Annotated in this window: 16 protein-coding genes; 12 read left to right on the top strand and 4 right to left on the bottom strand. The window is 72.2% G+C overall.

Going from position 1 to position 18799, the window contains the following annotated elements; genetic code table 11:
* From AB0J69_RS55425 to AB0J69_RS55400, 6 genes are read left to right on the top strand one after another with little or no spacing between them, the layout of a single operon-like run.
* Complete coding sequence (locus AB0J69_RS55425) at positions 1-879, top strand: branched-chain amino acid ABC transporter permease (RefSeq protein WP_364136204.1); 879 nt, start codon at positions 1-3, stop codon at positions 877-879.
* Complete coding sequence (locus AB0J69_RS55420) at positions 876-2633, top strand: branched-chain amino acid ABC transporter ATP-binding protein/permease (RefSeq protein ID WP_364136202.1); 1758 nt, start codon at positions 876-878, stop codon at positions 2631-2633. Before AB0J69_RS55425 ends, AB0J69_RS55420 begins: the two co-directional genes overlap by 4 nt.
* Positions 2634-3419, top strand: coding sequence for an ABC transporter ATP-binding protein (locus AB0J69_RS55415; RefSeq protein ID WP_364136200.1), 786 nt, complete (start codon positions 2634-2636; stop codon positions 3417-3419). It begins immediately after the preceding gene.
* Complete coding sequence (locus AB0J69_RS55410) at positions 3356-4429, top strand: alpha/beta fold hydrolase (RefSeq protein ID WP_364136198.1); 1074 nt, start codon at positions 3356-3358, stop codon at positions 4427-4429. The genes AB0J69_RS55415 and AB0J69_RS55410 overlap by 64 nt, the downstream gene beginning before the upstream one ends.
* On the top strand, positions 4426-5343 hold the full coding sequence (locus AB0J69_RS55405; RefSeq protein WP_364136196.1) for an NAD(P)-dependent oxidoreductase: 918 nt from the start codon (positions 4426-4428) through the stop codon (positions 5341-5343). Before AB0J69_RS55410 ends, AB0J69_RS55405 begins: the two co-directional genes overlap by 4 nt.
* Positions 5340-6614: a Xaa-Pro peptidase family protein gene (locus tag AB0J69_RS55400; protein ID WP_364136194.1), complete on the top strand. Its 1275-nt coding sequence runs from the start codon at positions 5340-5342 to the stop codon at positions 6612-6614. Before AB0J69_RS55405 ends, AB0J69_RS55400 begins: the two co-directional genes overlap by 4 nt.
* Position 6615: 1 nt before the next feature.
* Here the strand turns inward: AB0J69_RS55400 and AB0J69_RS55395 are convergent, their stop codons facing one another.
* From AB0J69_RS55395 to AB0J69_RS55380, 4 genes are read right to left on the bottom strand one after another with little or no spacing between them, the layout of a single operon-like run.
* The gene (locus tag AB0J69_RS55395; protein ID WP_364136192.1) at positions 6616-8673 is read right to left on the bottom strand and encodes a molybdopterin cofactor-binding domain-containing protein; all 2058 of its coding nucleotides are present in this window, start codon (positions 8671-8673) and stop codon (positions 6616-6618) included.
* Complete coding sequence (locus AB0J69_RS55390; protein ID WP_364136190.1) at positions 8670-9128, bottom strand: (2Fe-2S)-binding protein; 459 nt, start codon at positions 9126-9128, stop codon at positions 8670-8672. The genes AB0J69_RS55395 and AB0J69_RS55390 overlap by 4 nt, the downstream gene beginning before the upstream one ends.
* Positions 9125-9784 (bottom strand): GntR family transcriptional regulator, encoded by a 660-nt coding sequence (locus AB0J69_RS55385; RefSeq protein WP_364136188.1) that lies wholly within the window; start codon positions 9782-9784, stop codon positions 9125-9127. Before AB0J69_RS55385 ends, AB0J69_RS55390 begins: the two co-directional genes overlap by 4 nt.
* Positions 9771-10268 carry a VOC family protein gene (locus AB0J69_RS55380; RefSeq protein ID WP_364136186.1) on the bottom strand — a complete coding sequence of 166 codons (498 nt, stop codon included), beginning with the start codon at positions 10266-10268 and terminating at the stop codon, positions 9771-9773. Before AB0J69_RS55380 ends, AB0J69_RS55385 begins: the two co-directional genes overlap by 14 nt.
* A gap of 96 nt (positions 10269-10364) precedes the next feature.
* On the opposite strand from AB0J69_RS55380, the gene AB0J69_RS55375 reads away from it, so the two are divergent.
* The 6 genes from AB0J69_RS55375 (at position 10365) to AB0J69_RS55350 (ending at position 18682) form a co-directional block, all read left to right on the top strand.
* Positions 10365-13163, top strand: a complete 2799-nt coding sequence (locus tag AB0J69_RS55375; RefSeq protein ID WP_364136184.1) for a thiamine pyrophosphate-dependent enzyme — start codon at positions 10365-10367, stop codon at positions 13161-13163.
* A 169-nt stretch (positions 13164-13332) separates the two neighbouring features.
* Complete coding sequence (locus tag AB0J69_RS55370) at positions 13333-14334, top strand: LacI family DNA-binding transcriptional regulator (protein WP_364136182.1); 1002 nt, start codon at positions 13333-13335, stop codon at positions 14332-14334.
* Positions 14335-14348: 14 nt separating this feature from the next.
* Positions 14349-15617: an extracellular solute-binding protein gene (locus AB0J69_RS55365; protein ID WP_364136181.1), complete on the top strand. Its 1269-nt coding sequence runs from the start codon at positions 14349-14351 to the stop codon at positions 15615-15617.
* The gene (locus AB0J69_RS55360) at positions 15614-16486 is read left to right on the top strand and encodes a sugar ABC transporter permease (protein ID WP_364136179.1); all 873 of its coding nucleotides are present in this window, start codon (positions 15614-15616) and stop codon (positions 16484-16486) included. Before AB0J69_RS55365 ends, AB0J69_RS55360 begins: the two co-directional genes overlap by 4 nt.
* Positions 16486-17292, top strand: coding sequence for a carbohydrate ABC transporter permease (locus AB0J69_RS55355; protein ID WP_364136177.1), 807 nt, complete (start codon positions 16486-16488; stop codon positions 17290-17292). The genes AB0J69_RS55360 and AB0J69_RS55355 overlap by 1 nt, the downstream gene beginning before the upstream one ends.
* Positions 17293-17311: 19 nt before the next feature.
* Positions 17312-18682 (top strand): sulfatase-like hydrolase/transferase, encoded by a 1371-nt coding sequence (locus AB0J69_RS55350; protein ID WP_364136175.1) that lies wholly within the window; start codon positions 17312-17314, stop codon positions 18680-18682.
* The last annotated feature ends 117 nt before the right edge of the window (positions 18683-18799 follow it).

Raw genomic sequence — 18799 nt, 5'->3', positions numbered from 1 at the left:
ATGGCGCACTTCGCGCAGGCGGTCGCGCTGGGCCTGCTGATCGGCGGGGTCTACGCCCTGATGGCGTCGGGGCTGACGCTGATCTTCGGGGTGATGCGGATCATCAACGTGGCGCAGGGCGCGTTCCTCGTGCTGGTGGCGATGGTGACGTGGTGGTTGTGGAACCGGACCGGGATCGACCCGATCGTGGCCTCCGTGGTGACCACGCCGATGATGTTCGGGTTCGGGTGGCTGTCGTACCGGCTGCTCGTCTCGCGGATCCGCGGGTCGTCGCCGTCCATGTCGGTGCTGCTGACGTTCGGGTTCGCGCTGGTCATCGAGGGGGTGCTGAACCTCACCGCGGGCAACAAGTTCAAGTCGGCCGGGCCGTCGTACTTCGAGGAGTCGTTCCGGGTCGGGTCGGTGTCGCTGCCGAAGGCGCAGGTGTTCGGGTTCGTGGCGGCCATGGGGGTGCTGGCGGTCCTGTACTACGTGCTCGACCGGACCTGGACCGGGCGGGCGATCAGGGCCGCCACGCAGAACCCGTCCGGCGCCGCGCTGGTGGGGGTGAGCGCGGCGGGCACGGCGGCGCTGGCGTTCGCGATCGGCAGCGCGACGGCCGGGGTCGGCGGGTCAATCCTGTCGGTGCTCTATCCCTTCTTCCCGGCCTCGCACTACGAGTGGATCTCGCGGCTGCTCGGGATCGTGGTGCTCGGCGGGCTGGGCAGCCTGCCCGGCGCGCTGGCGGGCGCGGCCATCCTCGGGCTGGCCGAGACGCTGACCGCCACCTACGGCTCGCTCGGCTGGTCCACGCTGGTGTTCTACCTGGTGATCATGGCGGTGCTGCTGGTCAGGCCCCAGGGGCTGTTCGGGGCGCGGCTGCGGGAGGACGCGCCATGAGGCGGGCCCACCTCGTCGCGGGGGCGTGCCTGGCGGCGCTGCTCCTCTACCCAGTCGTCAACCCGTGGCAGCCGTACCCGCAGGCGGTGCTGCTGCTCGGGTTCCTGCTGGCGATCCAGGCGACGAGCTGGAACATCATCTCCGGGTACGCCGGCTACATCTCGCTCGGGCACAGCATGTTCCTGGGGGTGGGGTCGTACACGGTGGGCATCCTCGCCCTGCGGTGGGGCGTCAACCCGCTGTGGGTGGCGCCGCTCGGCGGGGTGGTCGCGACGGTCATCGCGGTGCTGATCGGCGCGGTCGTGCTCAGGACGCGCGGCCACGCGTTCGTCATCATCACGATCGCGATGCTGCTGGCGGCGCAGATCATCGCGGTCAACTCCAGGGGGCTGACGCGCGGCTCGGACGGGATCACGCTGGAGCTGCCGTTCTGGCACCGCGACTTCCAGAACATCCCGTTCTACTACGCCTTCCTGCTGCTGCTCGTGCTGACGGTGCTGTTCAGCGCGTGGATCAGGCGTACCAAGCTCGGGACCGGGCTGGTGGCGATCCGGGAGGACGAGGGCAAGGCCGCCTCGATCGGCGTCAACACCACCCGCTTCAAGATCGTCGCGTACGCGGCCGGCGCCTTCTTCATCGGCGTGGCCGGCGGCGTCTACGCCTACTACCTGACCTACATCAACCCGGTCGGCTCCTTCGCCATCCTCGGCAGCGTGACGATCGTGCTGGCCGCCCTGGCCGGCGGCCGGGGCACCCTGTACGGGCCCGTCGTGGGCGCCTTCGCCGTCAACCTGGTCAGCGAGGCGGCCACCGTCTACGCGGGCGGCGTCCAGTCGCGGGTGCTGCTGTTCGGCGGCGCGCTGGTGCTGGTGGTGCTGTTCCTGCCCAAGGGCCTGCTGCCGACCGTGGGGGAGTGGTGGCGGCGCAGGCATCCGGCGCCCGTGGAGTACATCGAACGGCCGGTCGCCCGTGACCGGGTGCCCCCGGTCCCGGTCGAGAGGGACGTGCTGCTGTCGGTGCGCGGGGTGTCCAAGCGGTTCGGCGGCCTGGTCGCGGTGGACGACGTCTCGCTCGACGTGCGGCAAGGCACGATCACGGCGCTGATCGGGCCGAACGGGTCGGGCAAGACCACGCTGTTCAACCTGGTCACCGGCGGGCTGCCGCCCGACTCCGGCGAGATCTGGTTCGACGGGCGGCGCGTCGACCGGCTGCGGCCGTGGCGGCGCTGCCATCTCGGGCTCGGGCGGTCGTACCAGGTGACCAGGCTGTTCGACGACCTGACCGTACGGGAGAACGTGGTCGCCCCGCTGGCCGACTCGCGCTGGCGGACCATGCTGTCCGACGCCGTGCGCGGCCACGAGGCCGAGCGCGCCCGCGAGCTGCTCGACCTGGTCGGGCTCGGCCGCTTCGCCGGCCAGCAGGCCGGCGCGCTGTCGTACGGGCAGCGCAAGCTGGTCGAGCTGGCCCAGGTGCTGATGCTGGAGCCCAAGCTGATCCTGCTCGACGAGCCCGCCGGCGGCGTGAACCCGAGCCTGCTGGGCCGCATCACCGAGGTGATCCGCGAGCTCAACGCGGCCGGCGTCACCTTCCTCGTCGTCGAGCACGACATCCCGCTCGTGCTCGACCTGTGCGACCCGGTCGCGGTGCTGGCCGGCGGCCGGCTGATCGCCGAAGGGCCGCCGGGGCTGGTCAGGGAGGACCCGGCGGTGCTGGACGCCTACCTCGGGACCGACTGGATGCCGGTGGTGAGATAGATGTTGCAGCTCAAGGCGGTGGTCGCAGGCTACGGCGGCGGCAGCGTGCTGCGCGGCGTGGACCTGGAGTGCGCCGAGCGCACGATCACCTGCCTGGTCGGCCCCAACGGCGCGGGCAAGTCGACGGTCCTGCGCGTCATCAGCGGCCTGCTGGTCCCCACCGAGGGCGAGATCCGCATGGACGGCGAGCCCATCGGCGGGCGCGCTCCCGACGAGATCCTGCGCCGCGGCATCGCCCAGGTGCCGCAGTCGCACGCCCTGTTCCCCGCCATGTCCGTGCAGGAGAACGTCCTCATGGGCGGCTACCTCATCCGCAGGGACAAGAAGCTCCTGCGCGAGCGCCTCGACCAGGTCAAGCAGCGCCTGCCCATCGTCGCCGAGCGCGCCCGCGACCACGCCGGCAACCTCAGCGGCGGCCAGCGGCGGATGGTCGAGATCGCCCGGTGCCTCATGCTCGACCCGCGGCTCGTCCTGCTCGACGAGCCGTCGCTCGGCCTGGACCCGCGCGGGCTGGCCGGCGTGGCGGAGGTCGTCCAGGACCTCGGCCGGGCGGGCACCACCGTGCTGCTCGTCGAGCAGAACGTCCGGCTCGGCCTGGGCCTGGCCACGCACGGCGTGGTCATGGAGGGCGGGAAGGTACGCCTGACCGGCACCGCCGCCGCCGTGCGGGACAACCCCGAGATCGCCTCGCTCTACCTGGGCGGAAAGGTCGGTGATCCATCGTGGACGAGCGAGTCGCGTCCGCCGTCGCGCACTGGGGACCCCGGTTCACCGCCAACGGTGTGACCGCCTCCGACTTCGAGCGCGTCACCCGCGACCTGGACGACTGGGACGGCTGGTGCGCCGCCTGGTCGGCGGTGGCCGCCGAGCACGAGAAGCTGGGCCGGCAGGCGCTGGCCACCGGCCGGCACCTGTCGGCGGGCGGGCACCTGGCCCAGGCCGCCCTCTACTTCCACTTCGCCAAGTTCGTGTTCGTGGCCGACCCCGGCCAGATGCGCCGCGCCCACCTGCGGGCGGTGGCCTGCCTCGACGACGCCCTGCCTCACCTGTCCCCGCCGGGCCGGCGGGTCGAGGTCGGCTTCGAGGGCACCGCGCTCGTCGGGATCCTCCGGCTGCCCCCGGGGCCCGGGCCGCATCCGGCGGTGCTCATGCTGTCCGGGCTGGACTCGGCCAAGGAGGAGCACCGGGTGGTCGAGCAGCTCTTCCTGGAGCGAGGGTTGGCCACGTTCGCCGTGGACGGGCCCGGGCAGGGGGAGGCCGAGTACGACCTGCCGATCAGGGCCGACTGGACCCAGCCGGGCAAGGCGTTGCTCGACGCGCTGGCCGCCGAGCCGCGGATCGACGCGTCCAGGATCGGGGTGTGGGGGGTCAGCTTGGGCGGGTACTACGCGCCCCGGGTGGCGGCGGCCGTGGGTGACCGGGTCAAGGCGTGCGTGGCGCTCGCCGGGCCGTACGACTTCGGCGACTGCTGGTCCGGCCTGCCCGAGCTGACCAGGGAGTCCTTCCGCGTCAGGGCCCGGGCGGCCACCGAGGAGGAGGCCCGGCGCATCGCGTACACGCTGACCATGGAGGGCTCGGCGCAGGCGATCACCGCGCCGCTGCTGGTCGTGTTCGGGCGCAAGGACCGGCTCATCCCCTGGCGGCAGGCCGAGCGGCTGGCCACCGCGGCGGGCGGCGACAGCGAGCTGCTCATGCTGGAGGAGGGCAACCACGGCTGCGCCAACCTCACCCCCTGGCACCGTCCCTACACCGCCGACTGGCTGGCCCAGCGGCTCGCGAAAGGCGACTTCCGATGACTGCAGGACTACGGCGGGTGGGCTGGATCGGCACCGGCCGCATGGGCTTCCCCATGGCCGCGCGGCTGGCCGGGGACGGCGTGGAGCTGGCCGTGTGGAACCGTACGCGGGCCAAGGCGGAGCCGCTGCGCGAGCACGGCGCGCTGGTGTCGGACACGATCGCCGGGCTGCGCGACCGCGATGTCGTCTTCACCATGGTCGCCACCTCGGCCGACCTCACGCAGGTCCTCGGCGAGCTGCTGGGGGACGGCGGCCCCGGCGTGGTCGTGGACTGCTCCACGATCTCCCCGGAGGCGTCGGCCGCCGCCCGCGAGGCGTGCGCGCGCAACGGCACGGAGTTCCTGGCCGCGCCGGTCAGCGGCAACGGCAAGGTGGTGCGGGCCGGCCTGCTGAGCATCGTCTGCTCCGGGCCGCGCGAGACCTACGACCGGGTGGCCGGGCTGCTGGCCCGGCTCGGCCGCTCGGCCACGTACGCGGGCGAGGGCGAGACCGCCCGCCTGGTGAAGATCGCGCACAACCTGCTGCTCGGCGTCGTCACCCAGACGCTCGCCGAGATCACCGTGCTGGCCGAGAAGGGCGGGGTGCCCCGGCACGCGTTCCTGGAGTTCCTCAACGACAGCGTGGTGGGCTCGGCGTTCACCCGCTACAAGTCGCCCGCGTTCGTGCACCTCGACTACACGCCCACGTTCACCCCGGTCCTGCTGCGCAAGGACTTCGACCTGGGCCTGGCCGCCGCCCGCGCCCTCGACGTGCCCATGCCGGTGACCGCGCTCACCGCGCAGCTCGTCCAGGCCGCCGTGGGCACCGGCCGGACCGGCGAGGACTTCGCCATCCTGCTCGACCTGCAGGCCGCCGCCTCCGGGCTGGAGCTCAAGCCCGAGGACGTGGCCGTGGACGACGGGCTCGGCTCGTGAGCGCGCCGATCACCGGGCCGATCACCGGGCCGGTCATCGGGCCGCTGCCCTCGCCCGGGCACATGTCCGTGGACTACGAGCAGCGCGTCGACTTCGACCGGCTCCGGGACCACCGGCTGCGCCGCGCCCGCGCCGCGCTGGAGGGCAGCGAGTGCGGGGCGTTCCTGCTGTTCGACTTCTACAACATCAGGTACGTCACCCAGACCTGGATCGGCGGCGCCCTCGGCGACAAGATGACCAGGTACGCCCTGCTCGCCCGCGACGTCCCGCCGAAACTCTGGGACTTCGGCTCCGCCGCCCGCCACCACCGCCTGCACAGCCCGTGGCTGGACCCCGCCGACTGCCACGCGGGCATGCTGGGCCTGCGCGGCGCCATCGCCCCCACGGCCGGGCTGATGGCCGACGCGGTCCGCCAGCTCAAGGGCCTGCTGAGCGACGCCGGGCTGGACGGCGCGCCCGTGGGCGTGGACATCGTCGAGCCGCCGTTCCTGTTCGAGATGCAGCGGCAGGGATTACGGGTGGTGGACTGCCAGCAGCTCATGCTGGACGCCCGCGTCATCAAGTCCACCGACGAGATCATGCTGCTCACCCAGGCCGCCGCCATGGTGGACGGCGTCTACCAGGACGTCCTGGAGGTGCTGAAGCCCGGCATCCGGGAGAACGAGATCGTCGCGCTGGTCAACAAGCGCCTCTACGAGATGGGCTCCGACCAGGTGGAGGCGGTCAACGCGGTGAGCGGCGAGCGCTGCAACCCGCATCCGCACAACTTCTCCGACCGGCTGATCCGGCCCGGTGACCAGGCGTTCTTCGACATCATCCACTCCTTCAACGGCTACCGGACGTGCTACTACCGCACGTTCGGCGTCGGGAGCGCGACGGCCGCGCAGCGGGAGGCGTACGCCAAGGCGCGGGAGTGGATGGACGCGTCGATCGGCATGATCAAGCCGGGTGTGGGGACCGACCAGGTGGCCGCCGTGTGGCCGACGGCCGCCGAGTTCGGGTTCGAGGACGAGATGGCGGCGTTCGGGCTGCAGTTCGGGCACGGGCTTGGGCTCGGGCTGCACGAGCGGCCGATCATCTCGCGGCTCAACAGCATGCGGGAGCCGATCGAGCTGCGGGCCGGGATGGTGTTCGCGCTGGAGACGTACTGCCCGGCGAGCGACGGGTTCTCGGCGGCTCGGATCGAGGAGGAGGTCGTGGTCACGCCGGAGGGGTGCCGGGTGCTGACGCTGTTCCCGGCACAGGACCTGGTCGTGGCCAACGCCTACTGAGTCACTCGATGGCCCTGATCACCGCTTCCCGGTCCAGCGGGAGGTCGCGGACGCGGACCTCGATCGTGGCGGCCACCGCGTTCGCGATCGCCGCCGCCACCGGGCCCTGCGCCGCCTCGCCCGCACCCACCGACGGCGTGCCCGGGTGCTCGACCAGCTCCACCACCACCTCCGGGGCCTCGCTGAAGCGCAGGATCGGGTAGGCCTCCCAGTCGCCGCTGGTGATCGCGTGCCGGTCGAACCGCACCCGCTCCTTCAGCGTCCAGCTCACCGCCTGGGTGGCGCCGCCCTCGATCTGGTTGCGCACGCCGTCGGGGTTGACGACCTGGCCGACGTCCACGGCGATGGTCAGGCGGCGCACCCGTACGTCCTGCTCGGCCTCCACCTCCGCCACGGCCGCGCAGTACGCGCCCACGCCCTTGTACTGCGCGAACCCCAGCCCGAGCCCGGGCGCGCCCCAGCCGGCCGCCGCGGCCGCCCGCCGCAGGACCTCCTGCCCGCGCGGGTCGCCCAGGTGGTCCAGCCGGTACGCCAGCGGGTCGCGCCCGGCGGCCAGGGCCAGCTCGTCCATGAACGACTCGATCGCGAAGACGTTCATGAACGCCCCCAGCGACCGCAGCGCCGACGAGCGGATCGGCGTCTCCAGCACGCGGTGGCCGGTCACCGCGACCCGCGGGAAGTCGTAGATCGGCGCCGCGTTGCGGGTCATCCCCCAGCCTCCCCGCTCCGGCGGGTCGGTGGCCGCCGGGTACGTCCACGGGCGCTCCAGGTGGGCCCCGGCGAGCAGGCCGGGCACCCCGGCGTAACCCGGGCGGCTGATGTGGCCCTGGCTCCACACGTCGTACTCCCAGGACCGCACCGTCCCGGCCTCGTCCACCACCGCCGCCACGTCCACCGACATGGCCGAGCCGAACGGCGCCCACGTCAGCTCGTCCCGCCTGCTCCACCGCACCTGCACCGGCCGGCCGCCGGCCTCCCGGGCCAGCAGGGCCGCGTCGAGCGCCACGTCGTCGGCGGCGTTGTGGCCGTAGCAGCCGGCGCCCTCGACGTGGCGCACCTCGATCCGCTCCTCGTCCAGGCCCAGGATCCGGGCCAGGGCCGTCCTGAGCGGGTGGACGCCCTGGGTGTGGCTCCAGACCTCCAGGGTGCCGTCGGCGTTCCAGCGGGCGGCGGCGCAGCTCGGGGCGATCGAGGCGTGGGCGATGAAGGGCCTGCTGTAGGTGGCCGTCCGTAGCTCCCCGTCAGGCCTTTCCCCGGCCGGTTCCCGCACGCGGACGGTCTCGTGCGGGCCGGTACGGAGGAAGGTGCGCAGGTCGTGCTCGTCGGGCAGGGTGTCACGGTCGTCCCACTCGGCGGCCTTGCGCAGCCGGTTCAGGGCGCGGTCCGCCTCGGGCTCGGTCTCGGCCAGCACGCCCAGGAACGAGCCGTCGCGCACCACGCGCAGGTCCGGCTGGGGGGTGAGATGGCGCAGCCGGGCGGCGGGGGAGGGCGGGCGCAGCACGCGGCCGTGGAGCTGGCCCGGCAGGCGCAGGTCGTGGACGAACCTGGGCCGCCCGGCCACCTTGTCGGGCAGGTCGAGCCTGGGCACGCTGACCCCCACGTACACCGGCGCCGCCTCCACGGCGTTCACCGTGGCCTCCGGGGCGGTGCCGACAGGCGGGCCACCCGGGTGTGCGCCCGGGCCGGCCGCTTTCGCCAGGTCGGCGTAGGTCGCGGTCAGGTCGCCGCAGCGGAACTCGCCCCGCCGTACCGTCACCTCGCCGGGGGCGACGCCCCAGCGGCGGGCGGCTTCTGCGGCGCAGGCGGCCCGGACCCGGGCGCACGCCTCACGCAGCGGCGGGCCCGAGTGGGAGATCGACCGGCTCCCCGCCGTGATCCCCTCGTCCGGCCCTGCACCCGTACGGGCGGGCAGGATTCGCACCTGCCCCAGGTCGGCCCCCAGCGCGTCGGCCGCGATCTGGGCCAGCGCCGTGAGCACCCCCTGCCCCAGCTCCACCTTCCCGGCACGGACCAGGACGATCCCGTCGTCCCGCACCGTGACTGCGTCGTCGCCGCTCATTCCGCCGCCTTCAGCACGGCGCGGACCACGCGCCGCTGGACCCCGCAGCGGCACAGGTTGCGATCGAGCGCCGCCACCACCGCCTCCTCGTCCGGCCGGGGATCGGCGGCCAGCAGCGCGGCGGCGCTGACCATGATCCCCGACAGGCAGTAGCCGCACTGCCCCGCCTGCTCCTCCAGGATCGCCCGCTGCACCGGGTGCAGGGAGTCACCGGGCGCCAGCCCCTCGACCGTCACCACCTCCCGCCCCTCGCAGGCCGACAGCGGCGTGTCGCAGGCGGCCGTCACCCGCCCGTCGAGCAGCACGAAGCACGCCCCGCACAACCCCACCCCGCAGCCGAACCGGGTCCCCACCAGCCCCAGCTCACCGCGCAGCACGTCGAGCAGCGGGGTGTCCGGATCGGACCCCGCCTCCACGGCCGCGCCGTTCACGATCATCCCCGTGATCCCCGTCATCCCCGTTTACCTCCGTCCCCGAACACTTCCGGGTGCTGTGAAAGCTCTACCCGGGTACGCCTGATATGACCGCTCAGGTACCTTTCCGCATCCACGGCGTCGCGCCGTTCGATCGCGTCCAGCAGCAGCCGGTGCTCGGCGTTGACCACCCACCGCCGCGACGGGCCGGTCAGCCGCATGAACACCCGCCGGTAGTGCTGGGTCGCGTTCCACATCCGCACGACCATCGACGAGAGCTGCTCGATGCCGCACCCGGAGTAGGTCAGCAGGTGGAACTCCCGGTCGAGCGCGAGGAACTCGCCGATGTCGGTGTTGGCCTCGATCTTGTCCTGGATCAGCCCGAGCCTGCGGTGGTCGCCGGCGGTCAGGTGGGGGATGCTCTCGGTCAGGGCGAGGGGTTCGAGCCGCTCGCGCATCTGGTAGATCACGTCCACCTCGTGCCCGGCGAGCCGGGGCACCCTCGCGCCCCTGCGCGGGTGGTGCTCGGTGAGCCCCTCGGCCGCCAGCATGCGCAGCGCCTCGCGCACGGGCAGCCGGCTGGCCCCGAGCCGCTCGGCCAGCTCCTCCTGCCGGATGCGCTCCCCGGGCGCGATCGCGCCGCTGAGTATGGCCTCGCGCAGGTGCGCGGCCACCCGCTCGCTCTCAGGCACCCGCACGGTCGAACGCCTTGCCACCTGGGTACGACACCAGCTCGAACTGCATCCCCCACGGCGCCAGGAAGTACACCCACCGCTGCCCCTCGCTGGGCCCCCTGCTGGCGGTGGGCTCGCCGAGCACCTGAACGTCCCGCTCCCGCAGGTAATCCACGGCGGCGTCGATGTCCTCCACGTACAGCGCCACGTGATGCCCGCCGACGTCGCTGTTCCTCGGCACCTCGGGATGCCGGCCCGGCGCCGAGTACTGGAAGACCTCGAAGATCGCCTGCCCGCCGCACCTGAAGAAGTGCAGCCGCTCCATCACGGCCCGCGGATGCACGTTGAGGTGCTCCTTCATCCACGGGCCCTCGTCGTGCCGGTAGGGACCGAGCGAGTACATGTACTCGCAGCCGAGCACGTGCACCAGGAACTCCCTGGCCTCCTCCAGATCGGGCACCGTGAAGCCGATGTGGTCCACCCGGCTCAGCCCTGGAAGTCCGCTCATACCGGCCTCTTCCCCTTTGGATCCAATCCAGCCTACGTCCGGCCCCGCAGCGCTGTCAGGGCTGTTCTTTGGATCCAGACCGTGTAAGGCTGAGGAATGCCCCAGCATCACGGGCTCGAACCGCCCGCGCCCTGGGTCGAGGTCGTCGCCACCGACGAGGACTGGGACGCCGCCGACCCCCACCTGCTGACGAGCATGCTCGGCCAGCTCCTGCTGATCAGGACGTTCGAGGAGTACGTGCTCGACCTCGCCAGGTCGGGCCTGGTGCACGGCCCGGCCCACTCCAGCATCGGCCAGGAGGGCGGCGCGGTCGGCTCGGTCCTGTCGCTGGCGCCGGGCGACACGGTCAACGGCTCCCACCGGGGGCACCACCAGTTCCTGGCCAAGGCGCTGGCGTACGTGGAGCCGAAGGGCATCGATCCGACCAGGGACTTCTCGCCCGAGGTGCGCGAGGTGCTGCTCCGCACGCTCGCCGAGATCTGCGGCCTGGACCGGGGCTTCAGCCACGGCCGGGGCGGCTCCATGCACCTGCGCTGGGAGGAGGCCGGCGCCATCGGCACCAACGCGATCGTCGGGGGCGGCGTGCCGTTCGCGGCGGGGTCGGCGTGGGCGCACCGGCAGGCGGGGACCGGGGCGGTCGCGGTCACGTACTTCGGCGACGGGGCCGCCAACATCGGCTCCACCCTGGAGACGCTCAACCTGGCCGCCGCCTGGCGGCTGCCGCTCTGCTTCTTCGTCGAGAACAACCGCTACGCCGTCTCCACCGGCGTGGCCGAGGCGACCGCCGAGCCGCGCCTGTCGGCCCGCGGCCCCGGCTTCGGCGTGGCCAGCTGGAAGGTGGACGGCATGGACCCGCTGGCCGTCCACCTGGCCATGCGCGAGGTGCTCGGGCACCTGCGGGCGGGCCGCGGACCCGCCCTCGTCGAGGCGGACGTCTACCGCTACTTCCACCAGAACGGCCCCCTGCCCGGCAGCGCGTTCGGCTACCGGACCAAGCAGGAGGAGCAGGAGTGGCGGGCCCGCGACCCGATCGAGCGGCTGGCCGGCCACCTGTCGCGCCGCGGCCTCCTCGGGCGCCCCGACGTCGACGCCGCCGCCGCGCGGGCCAGGGAGCTCATGGCGGACGTGGGCGGCGTCCTGATCGAGCCCGTCCCCGGCGGCCGGCCGGGACAGCGCAGGATCCGGCCGGGCGAGTGGCCCGACCCGGGCTTCGCCCACGTGGGCGTGCGCGGCGACCTCTCCGAGTTCGAGGGCGCGCGGACGGCCGACCGGGACACGTTCACGGGGGAGCTGGCCGAGCGGAAGTTCATCGACGCCGTGGCCAAGGTGATGGCGCGGCGCATGCGTACGGACGAGTCGATCGTCGTGCTCGGCGAGGACGTGCACCGGCTCAATGGCGGCACCAACGGCGCCACCCGCGGGCTCAAGGAGTCCTTCCCCGACCGCGTCCTCGGCACCCCCATCAGCGAGAACGCCTTCACCGGCCTGGCCGGCGGCATCGCCTCGGACGGCCGGTACACGCCGGTGGTCGAGCTCATGTACGCCGATTTCATGTGGGTCGCCGCCGACCAGCTCTTCAACCAGATCGCCAAGGCCAGGCACATGTACGGGGGCGACGACGCCATGCCGCTCGTCCTGCGCAGCAAGGTCGCCATGGGCACCGGGTACGGCTCCCAGCACTCCATGGACCCCGCCGGCCTCTTCGCCACCGCCCCCGGCTGGCGGATCGTGGCGCCCACGACGCCGTTCGACTACGTGGGGCTGATGAACAGCGCGCTGCTCTGCCGCGACCCCGTCGTCGTGCTGGAGCACGTCGACCTGTACAGCTCGACCGGGGAGTGCCCGGTGGACGACCTGGACTACTGCCTGCCGGTCGGGCGGGCGGCCGTGCGCCGGGCCGGGTCGCGGGTGACCGTGCTGACGTACCTGGCGATGACCTCGTACGTGCTGCGGGCGGTCGAGGCGTCCGGGGTGGACGCGGAGGTGATCGACCTGCGCTGGCTCGACCGGGCCAGCCTCGACTGGGAGACGATCGGGGCCAGCGTCGGGAAGACGCGCAACGTGCTCATCGCCGAGCAGGGGCCGGTGGGGCCGTCCTACGGCGGGTGGCTGGCCGACGAGCTCCAGCGCCGCTTCTTCGGCCGGCTGGAGCAGCCGGTGCGGCGGGTGACCGGCGGGGAGGCGTCGCCGAGCATCAGCAAGGTGCTGGAGCGGGCGGCCATCGCCGGGGACGAGGAGGTGGCCGCCGCGCTCACCGAGATGACGGCGCACCCGAGCGGCCGGGAGGCCGGGGGCGAGCGGCACCTCTGCCTGCGCGGCACGGCTCAGCTGGACAAGCTGCTCAAGCTCCGCCACCGTCTCGGCGACGGCGCCGGCCGACCCGTCTCCGTCACCGACTTCGTGATCAAGGCGGCCGCGCACGCGTACCGGCTGGTCCCCGCCATGAACGTCGCCCGGACCCCGGAGGGCGCCAGGACGTTCGAGACGGTGGACCTGGCCGTCTCCGCCGACGGCGGCCCGGTCGCCCCCGTGCTCAGGTCGGTGGAGCGGCAGTCCCTCACCTCCGTCGCCGCCGCCGTCGAGGAGCTCGCCGGCCGGGCCAGGGCCGGGACGCTCCCGAGTGACGAGCTGGAGGGCGGGGTCATGACCGTGACGAGCCTCGGCCCGCACGACGTGGCGGAGTTCGCCGCCACCGTTGATCCGGCCCGGTCGGCGGCCCTCGCCGTGGGGGCGGTGCGCGAGGAGCCGGTGGTCAAGGGCGGCCGGGTGAAGGCCGGTCCGGTGCTGCGGGTGACGCTGTCGGTCGATCGGCGTGCGGTGGACGGCGCGGTGGCCGCCGCCTGGATGGAGGCGTTCCTCGGCCTGCTGGCCGACCCCGTCCGCGTCCTCAGCTGAAACCCGCTCACCTATTGCCCGGGCGGCACGTGAGGAATACGGTGTTAATCGTTTCACACCGGCCGGCGGCCGAGAGGTGAAGACTCTCCATACGTTGAACTGCTCACCGAGATCCGAGCCGAGAAATTTCCCCATATTCCTGTAGGGAATGCTAGGTTATTCGACTAACATGAGACCAACAGCGCGACAAGTGGCCGAGCTGGCGAACGTGTCAGTGGCGACCGTCTCCTACGTCCTCAGCGGCCGCGACCGACCCGTGGCCGCCGAGACCAGGCAGCGGGTGCTCGATGCCGCCAGGCAACTCGGCTACACCCCCAACCAGGCCGCCAGGAGCCTGCGCAAGCGCCGCACCCAGCGGGTCTGCCTGGTGCTGAGCTCGTTCGGCGGCGTGCCCACCGACGAGCGGCTGGCCACGGACCTGCACGAGATGGCCGACGCGCGGGGCTACTCCGTGGTCTCGCTCGCCGTCTACTCCGAGGCCCGCGCGAACGCCGCCATCGACGTGCTGCGCGGCGGCATCGCCGACGGCGCCCTGATCAACGTCGTCGGCGACCACCTCACCCAGGACCTGCTCGGCGGGCTGGCCGCCACCGGGCTGCCGATGGTGGTGCTGAGCAACGAGAGCGGTCTGACGGGCTGCGACGTCGTACGCACCCCGGAGACGGAGGCGTGCGCCGAGGCGGTCGAGCACCTGCTGGCCACGGGCCGGCGGCGGATCGCGTTCATGGCGCACCGGCACGAGCTCTACCGCGACCGGCCCGCGGGGCGGCTCCTCGGCTACACCACGGCCCTGGACCGGCACGGCGTGCAGGAGCGGATCGTCACCGGGGGCGCCGACGACCGCGTGTCGGCGTACCAGACCGCGACCGAGCTCCTGCGCTCCCCCGACCGGCCCGACGCGATCTTCGCCGCCTCCGACCGGGCGGCGATCAGCGCCATCTGGGCCGCCAGGGACCTGGGGCTGAGCGTGCCCGGCGACGTCGCGATCGTCGGCGCCGGCAACATCGACGAGGGTCTCATCAGCAATCCGCAGCTCAGCACGGTCGGCCCGATCCGGCACGACTACACCGACGTCGTACGCCTGCTCTTCGACCGCCTCCAGGCCGAGGAGCCGCCGCCCGCCCGCGAGATCGTCCGCTCCTGGACCTTCATGCGCCGGGGCTCGTCCTAGAAGGGAAATCCGAGATGCCTTCCCACCCCTCACGCCGTGACCTGCTCCGACTCGTCGGGGCGGCCGCCGCGGTGCCCGTCCTGTCCTCCTGCGCGGGAGCGCCGACCACGCAGAGCTCCGCCGCCCCCGGCACCTTCACCGTCTACTGGAACGCGGGCCACGACTACCAGGCCTACCGCAAGGTGATCGCCGAGTTCGAGCAGGCCAACAAGGTCAAGGTCAACCTGCAGAAGTACCAGTGGCCCGACCTGCGCACCAGGCTGCTGGCCGACTTCGCCTCCGGGACCGTGCCCGACCTGGTGGAGGAGCCCAGCGGGTGGGTGCAGGAGTTCGCCGTCTCCGGCAACGCCCGCTCGCTGCAGGACTACGTCGACCGCGACGGCCAGGCCATGGGCTTCCCCTCGGACTGGCAGCCGGTGACGGTCGAGCGCAACTCGTACCAGGGCAAGGTGTACGGCGTGCAGCTCCACCTGACCTGCAACACCCTCTTCTACAACAAGGCCATGCTCAGGGACGCCGGGGTCGAGGTGCCGACCACCTGGGAGGAGTTCCTCGACGCGGCGAAGAAGCTGACCAAGGACGGCGTGTACGGCGTCGCGCTCAACCAGGACTACCTCTACGTCTGGCCCTGGCTCACCCAGGCCGGCGTCACCCCGTACGACCCGCAGACCGGCAAGGTCATGACGCCCATCGAGGACGCGATCGCCGCCCTGCAGTTCCAGGCCGACCTGATCCACAAGCACAAGGTCGCCCCCGTGCCGGTGTCCGGCACCGACTACTCGGGCCCGCAGAAGCTGTTCTCGGCCAAGCGCGCCGCGATGATCTTCACCGGCCCCTGGGACCTGGACCCGATCAAGAAGACCAGCCCCGACATCGAGCTCGGCGTCGCGCCGCCGCTGAAGCACAAGACACAGGCCACGCAGGCGGCCGGGGTGAGCATGTTCGTGCCCGCCAAGGCGGCCCGGCCCGACCTGTCGTGGGACTTCATCAAGCGCATCACGGCCATCGAGGTCGAGCAGGCCGCCACCAAGGAGACGGGCATGCTCATGCCGCGCGTCTCCTGGACCGAGCTGCCCGAGGTGCAGTCGAACGAGGTCATCAAGGTCTTCGCCGACGCGCTGCCGTACGCGAAGGACTCCTCCCAGCAGGTGCGCCTGACCGGCCAGCTCGGCAAGTGGGACGAGCAGCTCAAGGTCATGTACCAGCAGGTGATCATCCAGAACCAGCCGGCCGCCGAGGTGCTGCGCAAGTTCGCCGAGACGGCGGAGGGCTTCCTGAAGTGAGGCCCCGCACGTTGTCCGGCCGCTACGCCAGGACCGCCTACCTCTTCCTGCTCCCGGCGATCCTGTTCTTCGCGGCCTTCTTCTACCTGCCGATCGGCAACGTGGTGGCCACGAGCTTCCGCACGGGGCCGATGGCCGACCAGTGGACGGGCCTGGGCAACTACACCCAGGCCCTGGCCGACCCCTCCGTCCGGCACTCGTTCCTGGTCACGGTGGGCTTCTCGGTGATGGTGGTGATCGGGTCGATCGTGCTCGGGCTGGCCCTGGCGATGGCGATCGACCAGCCGCTCAAGGGACGGGTGGCCTTCCGGGTGCTGCTGCTGGTGCCCTACCTGACCTCGGTGGCGATCGTCGGGCTGCTGTGGCGCAACATCCTCGACCCCGAGCTGGGCGTGCTGAACCGGGCGCTGGACGCGATGGGGCTGCCCGAGCAGCAGTGGCTCAACACCTCGCCGCTGCTCACGATCGCCGCCGTCACGCTCTGGCAGAGCGTCGGCTACACGATGGTGCTGTTCCTGGCCGGGCTGCAGGGCATCCCGGAGACCTACCACGAGGCCGCCAAGATCGACGGGGCGGACGCCTGGCGCCGGTTCTGGCGGATCACGCTGCCGCTGCTCGCCCCGACCACGCTGTTCGTGTCGGTGATGGCGGTCATCTCGGGGCTGCAGGCGTTCGGGCAGGCGTACATCATCACCGGCGGCGGCCCCGGCGACGCCACCGACCTGTCGGTCTTCCACATCTTCAACGTCGCCTTCCGCACCAGGGACTTCGGCTACTCCTCGGCGCAGTCGGTGCTGCTGCTGGTCGTGATCGTGGCGTTCACCCTGGTCCAGCTGCGGGCCGGGCGGCGCGGGGAGGTCACGTACTGATGCGCAAGGCGCTGCTCTACACCCTGCTCGGCGTGGCCTCGCTCGTCACCGTCGTGCCGCTGCTCTACATGCTCTCGCTGTCGCTGCAGACCGAGGCCGAGACGCTGTCGGCCGAGGCCGTCCTGGTGCCGGAGTCGCCGCAGTGGGGCAACTACGCCGAGCTGTTCACCCGGGCGCCGTTCGGGAACTTCATCGTCAACAGCCTCGTCGTGGCCGGCCTCATCACGCTGGCGCACCTGCTGTTCGACCCGCTCGTCGGGTACGTGTTCGCCAAGTTCCGGTTCCCGCTGCGCAACACGCTGTTCGTGGCGCTGCTGGCCACGCTGATGGTGCCGTTCTTCGTGCGCATGATCCCGCTGTACGTGCTGATGGCCAACATGGGCTGGCTCAACACGTACCAGGGGTTGATCACGCCGTTCCTCATGGACGCGTTCGGGATCTTCCTCATGCGGCAGTTCATCCAGCCCATCCCCGACGACCTGATCAGCGCCGCGCGCATCGACGGCGCCTCCGAGCTGCGGATCTACCGCAGCGTCATCCTGCCGCAGACGCGGCCGGCGCTGGCCGTGCTCGGGCTGTTCACGTTCGTCTTCCAGTGGAACGAGTTCCTCTGGCCGCTGGTCGCCACCAGCACGCCCGAGATGCGCACCATCCCGGTCGGGCTCACCCTGTTCAACCAGGAGTACTTCACGCTGTGGCACCTCACCGCCGCCGGCTCGGTGATCCTCTTCGTCCCCACCGCCGTCCTGTTCATCCTGACCCAGAGATACTTCGTACGCGGTATCGCGCTGACCGGCCTCAAATAGTTCGACAGGAGTCCTCCTTTTGCGCCCGAACGTGATCGTCGTCTTCACCGACCAGCAGCGGTGGGACACCGTCGGTCCCTTCACCCCGAACCTCGACAGAATGGCCAGGAACGGCACGCAGGCCACGGTCGCGCTCACCCCGCAGCCGGTGTGCGCGCCGGCCCGCGCGGCCCTGCAGACGGGCCGCTACCCGACCACGACCGGCGTCTACCGCAACGGCCGCGTGCTGCGCCCCGAGGAGCGCACGCTGGCCCACCACTTCGGCGCGGCCGGCTACGCCACCGGCTACATCGGCAAATGGCACCTGGCCGGCAGCGAGCCGGTCCCCGAGGACCAGCGCGGCGGCTACCGGTCGTGGCTGGCGGCCAACGCCCTGGAGCACACCTCCGACGCCTACCGCACGATCGTGTTCGACGAGGCGAACGACCCCGTCCTGCTGCCCGGCTACCGCTCCGACGCCCTCGTGGACGCGGCCGTGCGCTTCGTCGCCGACCACGCCGACGACCCGTTCTACCTGTTCCTGTCGTTCCTGGAGCCGCACCACCAGAACGAGGTGGACAACTACCCGGCGCCCGAGGGTTACGAGGAGCGCTATCAGGGCCGCTGGATGCCGCCGGACCTGGCCGCGCTCGGCGGCACCGCCCACCAGCACATGGGCGGCTACCTGGGCCAGGTCAAGCGCCTGGACGAGGGCCTGGGCCGGCTCCTGGACGCGCTGCGCAGCATGGACCTGCTGGACGACACGATCGTCGCGTACACCTCCGACCACGGCAACCACTTCAAGACCCGCAACGGCGAGTACAAGCGCTCCTGCCACGACGCCTCCCTGCGCGTGCCGCTGGCGCTGCGCGGGCCCGGCTTCGACGGCGGCGGCGCGATCTCCCGCCCGGTCAGCACCATCGACCTGCCGCCCACGCTGCTGGAGGCCGCCGGGCTGCCCGTGCCCGAGGAGATGCAGGGCCGCTCCTTCCTGCCCCTGATCCGTGACCCCCGGGCCGCCGAGTGGCCGGAGGAGGTGTTCTTCCAGGTGAGCGAGTCGGAGGTGGGACGCGGCATCCGCACGTCGCGGTGGAAGTACTACGCCGTCGCCGAGGACGCCCACCCCTGGGACGTGTCGGCCGCCTCCCGCTACCGCGAGCAGGCCCTGTACGACCTGGAGAACGACCCGCACGAGCTGGTCAACCTGGCCGGGTACGCGTCGCACGCGGAGGTGGCGGCGGGGCTGCGCGAGCGGCTGGTCCGCCGGATCGTGGCCGCCGGGGAGGAGCCGGCGGTGGTGGAGGCCGCCGTGGAGCGGGCAGGGCGCGAGCAGGCGATGCCGGACCCGGAGGTCCGCCTGCACGGCCCCAAACCGGTCCGCTTCGGCCACCAACGCCCCGGCACCCCCTGACGCCGTTGGCCCGTACTTCGGCCGGGGTCCTTCCGGAGGAGCAGGCGGTGGGGGGGCCCCCGGCGGGGGGCCGCCGGCGGCGGCGCCCCCCCCCGAACACACCCCCCCGAACGGGAC

This window comes from Nonomuraea sp. NPDC049709 (assembly GCF_040674815.1).
GTDB lineage: Bacteria > Actinomycetota > Actinomycetes > Streptosporangiales > Streptosporangiaceae > Nonomuraea.
This window is presented reverse-complemented; position numbering and strand designations above follow the sequence as displayed.

Excerpts from the sequence above, each read along its gene's own strand:
- AB0J69_RS55425 (WP_364136204.1), top strand. The coding sequence starts at position 1 with ATGGCGCACTTCGCGCAGGCGGTCGCGCTGGGCCTGCTGATCGGCGGG.
- AB0J69_RS55420 (WP_364136202.1), top strand. The coding sequence starts at position 876 with ATGAGGCGGGCCCACCTCGTCGCGGGGGCGTGCCTGGCGGCGCTGCTC.
- AB0J69_RS55415 (WP_364136200.1), top strand. The coding sequence starts at position 2,634 with ATGTTGCAGCTCAAGGCGGTGGTCGCAGGCTACGGCGGCGGCAGCGTG.
- AB0J69_RS55405 (WP_364136196.1), top strand. The coding sequence starts at position 4,426 with ATGACTGCAGGACTACGGCGGGTGGGCTGGATCGGCACCGGCCGCATG.
- AB0J69_RS55395 (WP_364136192.1), bottom strand. The coding sequence starts at position 8,673 with ATGAGCGGCGACGACGCAGTCACGGTGCGGGACGACGGGATCGTCCTG.
- AB0J69_RS55390 (WP_364136190.1), bottom strand. The coding sequence starts at position 9,128 with ATGACGGGGATCACGGGGATGATCGTGAACGGCGCGGCCGTGGAGGCG.
- AB0J69_RS55380 (WP_364136186.1), bottom strand. The coding sequence starts at position 10,268 with ATGAGCGGACTTCCAGGGCTGAGCCGGGTGGACCACATCGGCTTCACG.
- AB0J69_RS55375 (WP_364136184.1), top strand. The coding sequence starts at position 10,365 with ATGCCCCAGCATCACGGGCTCGAACCGCCCGCGCCCTGGGTCGAGGTC.
- AB0J69_RS55370 (WP_364136182.1), top strand. The coding sequence starts at position 13,333 with ATGAGACCAACAGCGCGACAAGTGGCCGAGCTGGCGAACGTGTCAGTG.
- AB0J69_RS55365 (WP_364136181.1), top strand. The coding sequence starts at position 14,349 with ATGCCTTCCCACCCCTCACGCCGTGACCTGCTCCGACTCGTCGGGGCG.
- AB0J69_RS55355 (WP_364136177.1), top strand. The coding sequence starts at position 16,486 with ATGCGCAAGGCGCTGCTCTACACCCTGCTCGGCGTGGCCTCGCTCGTC.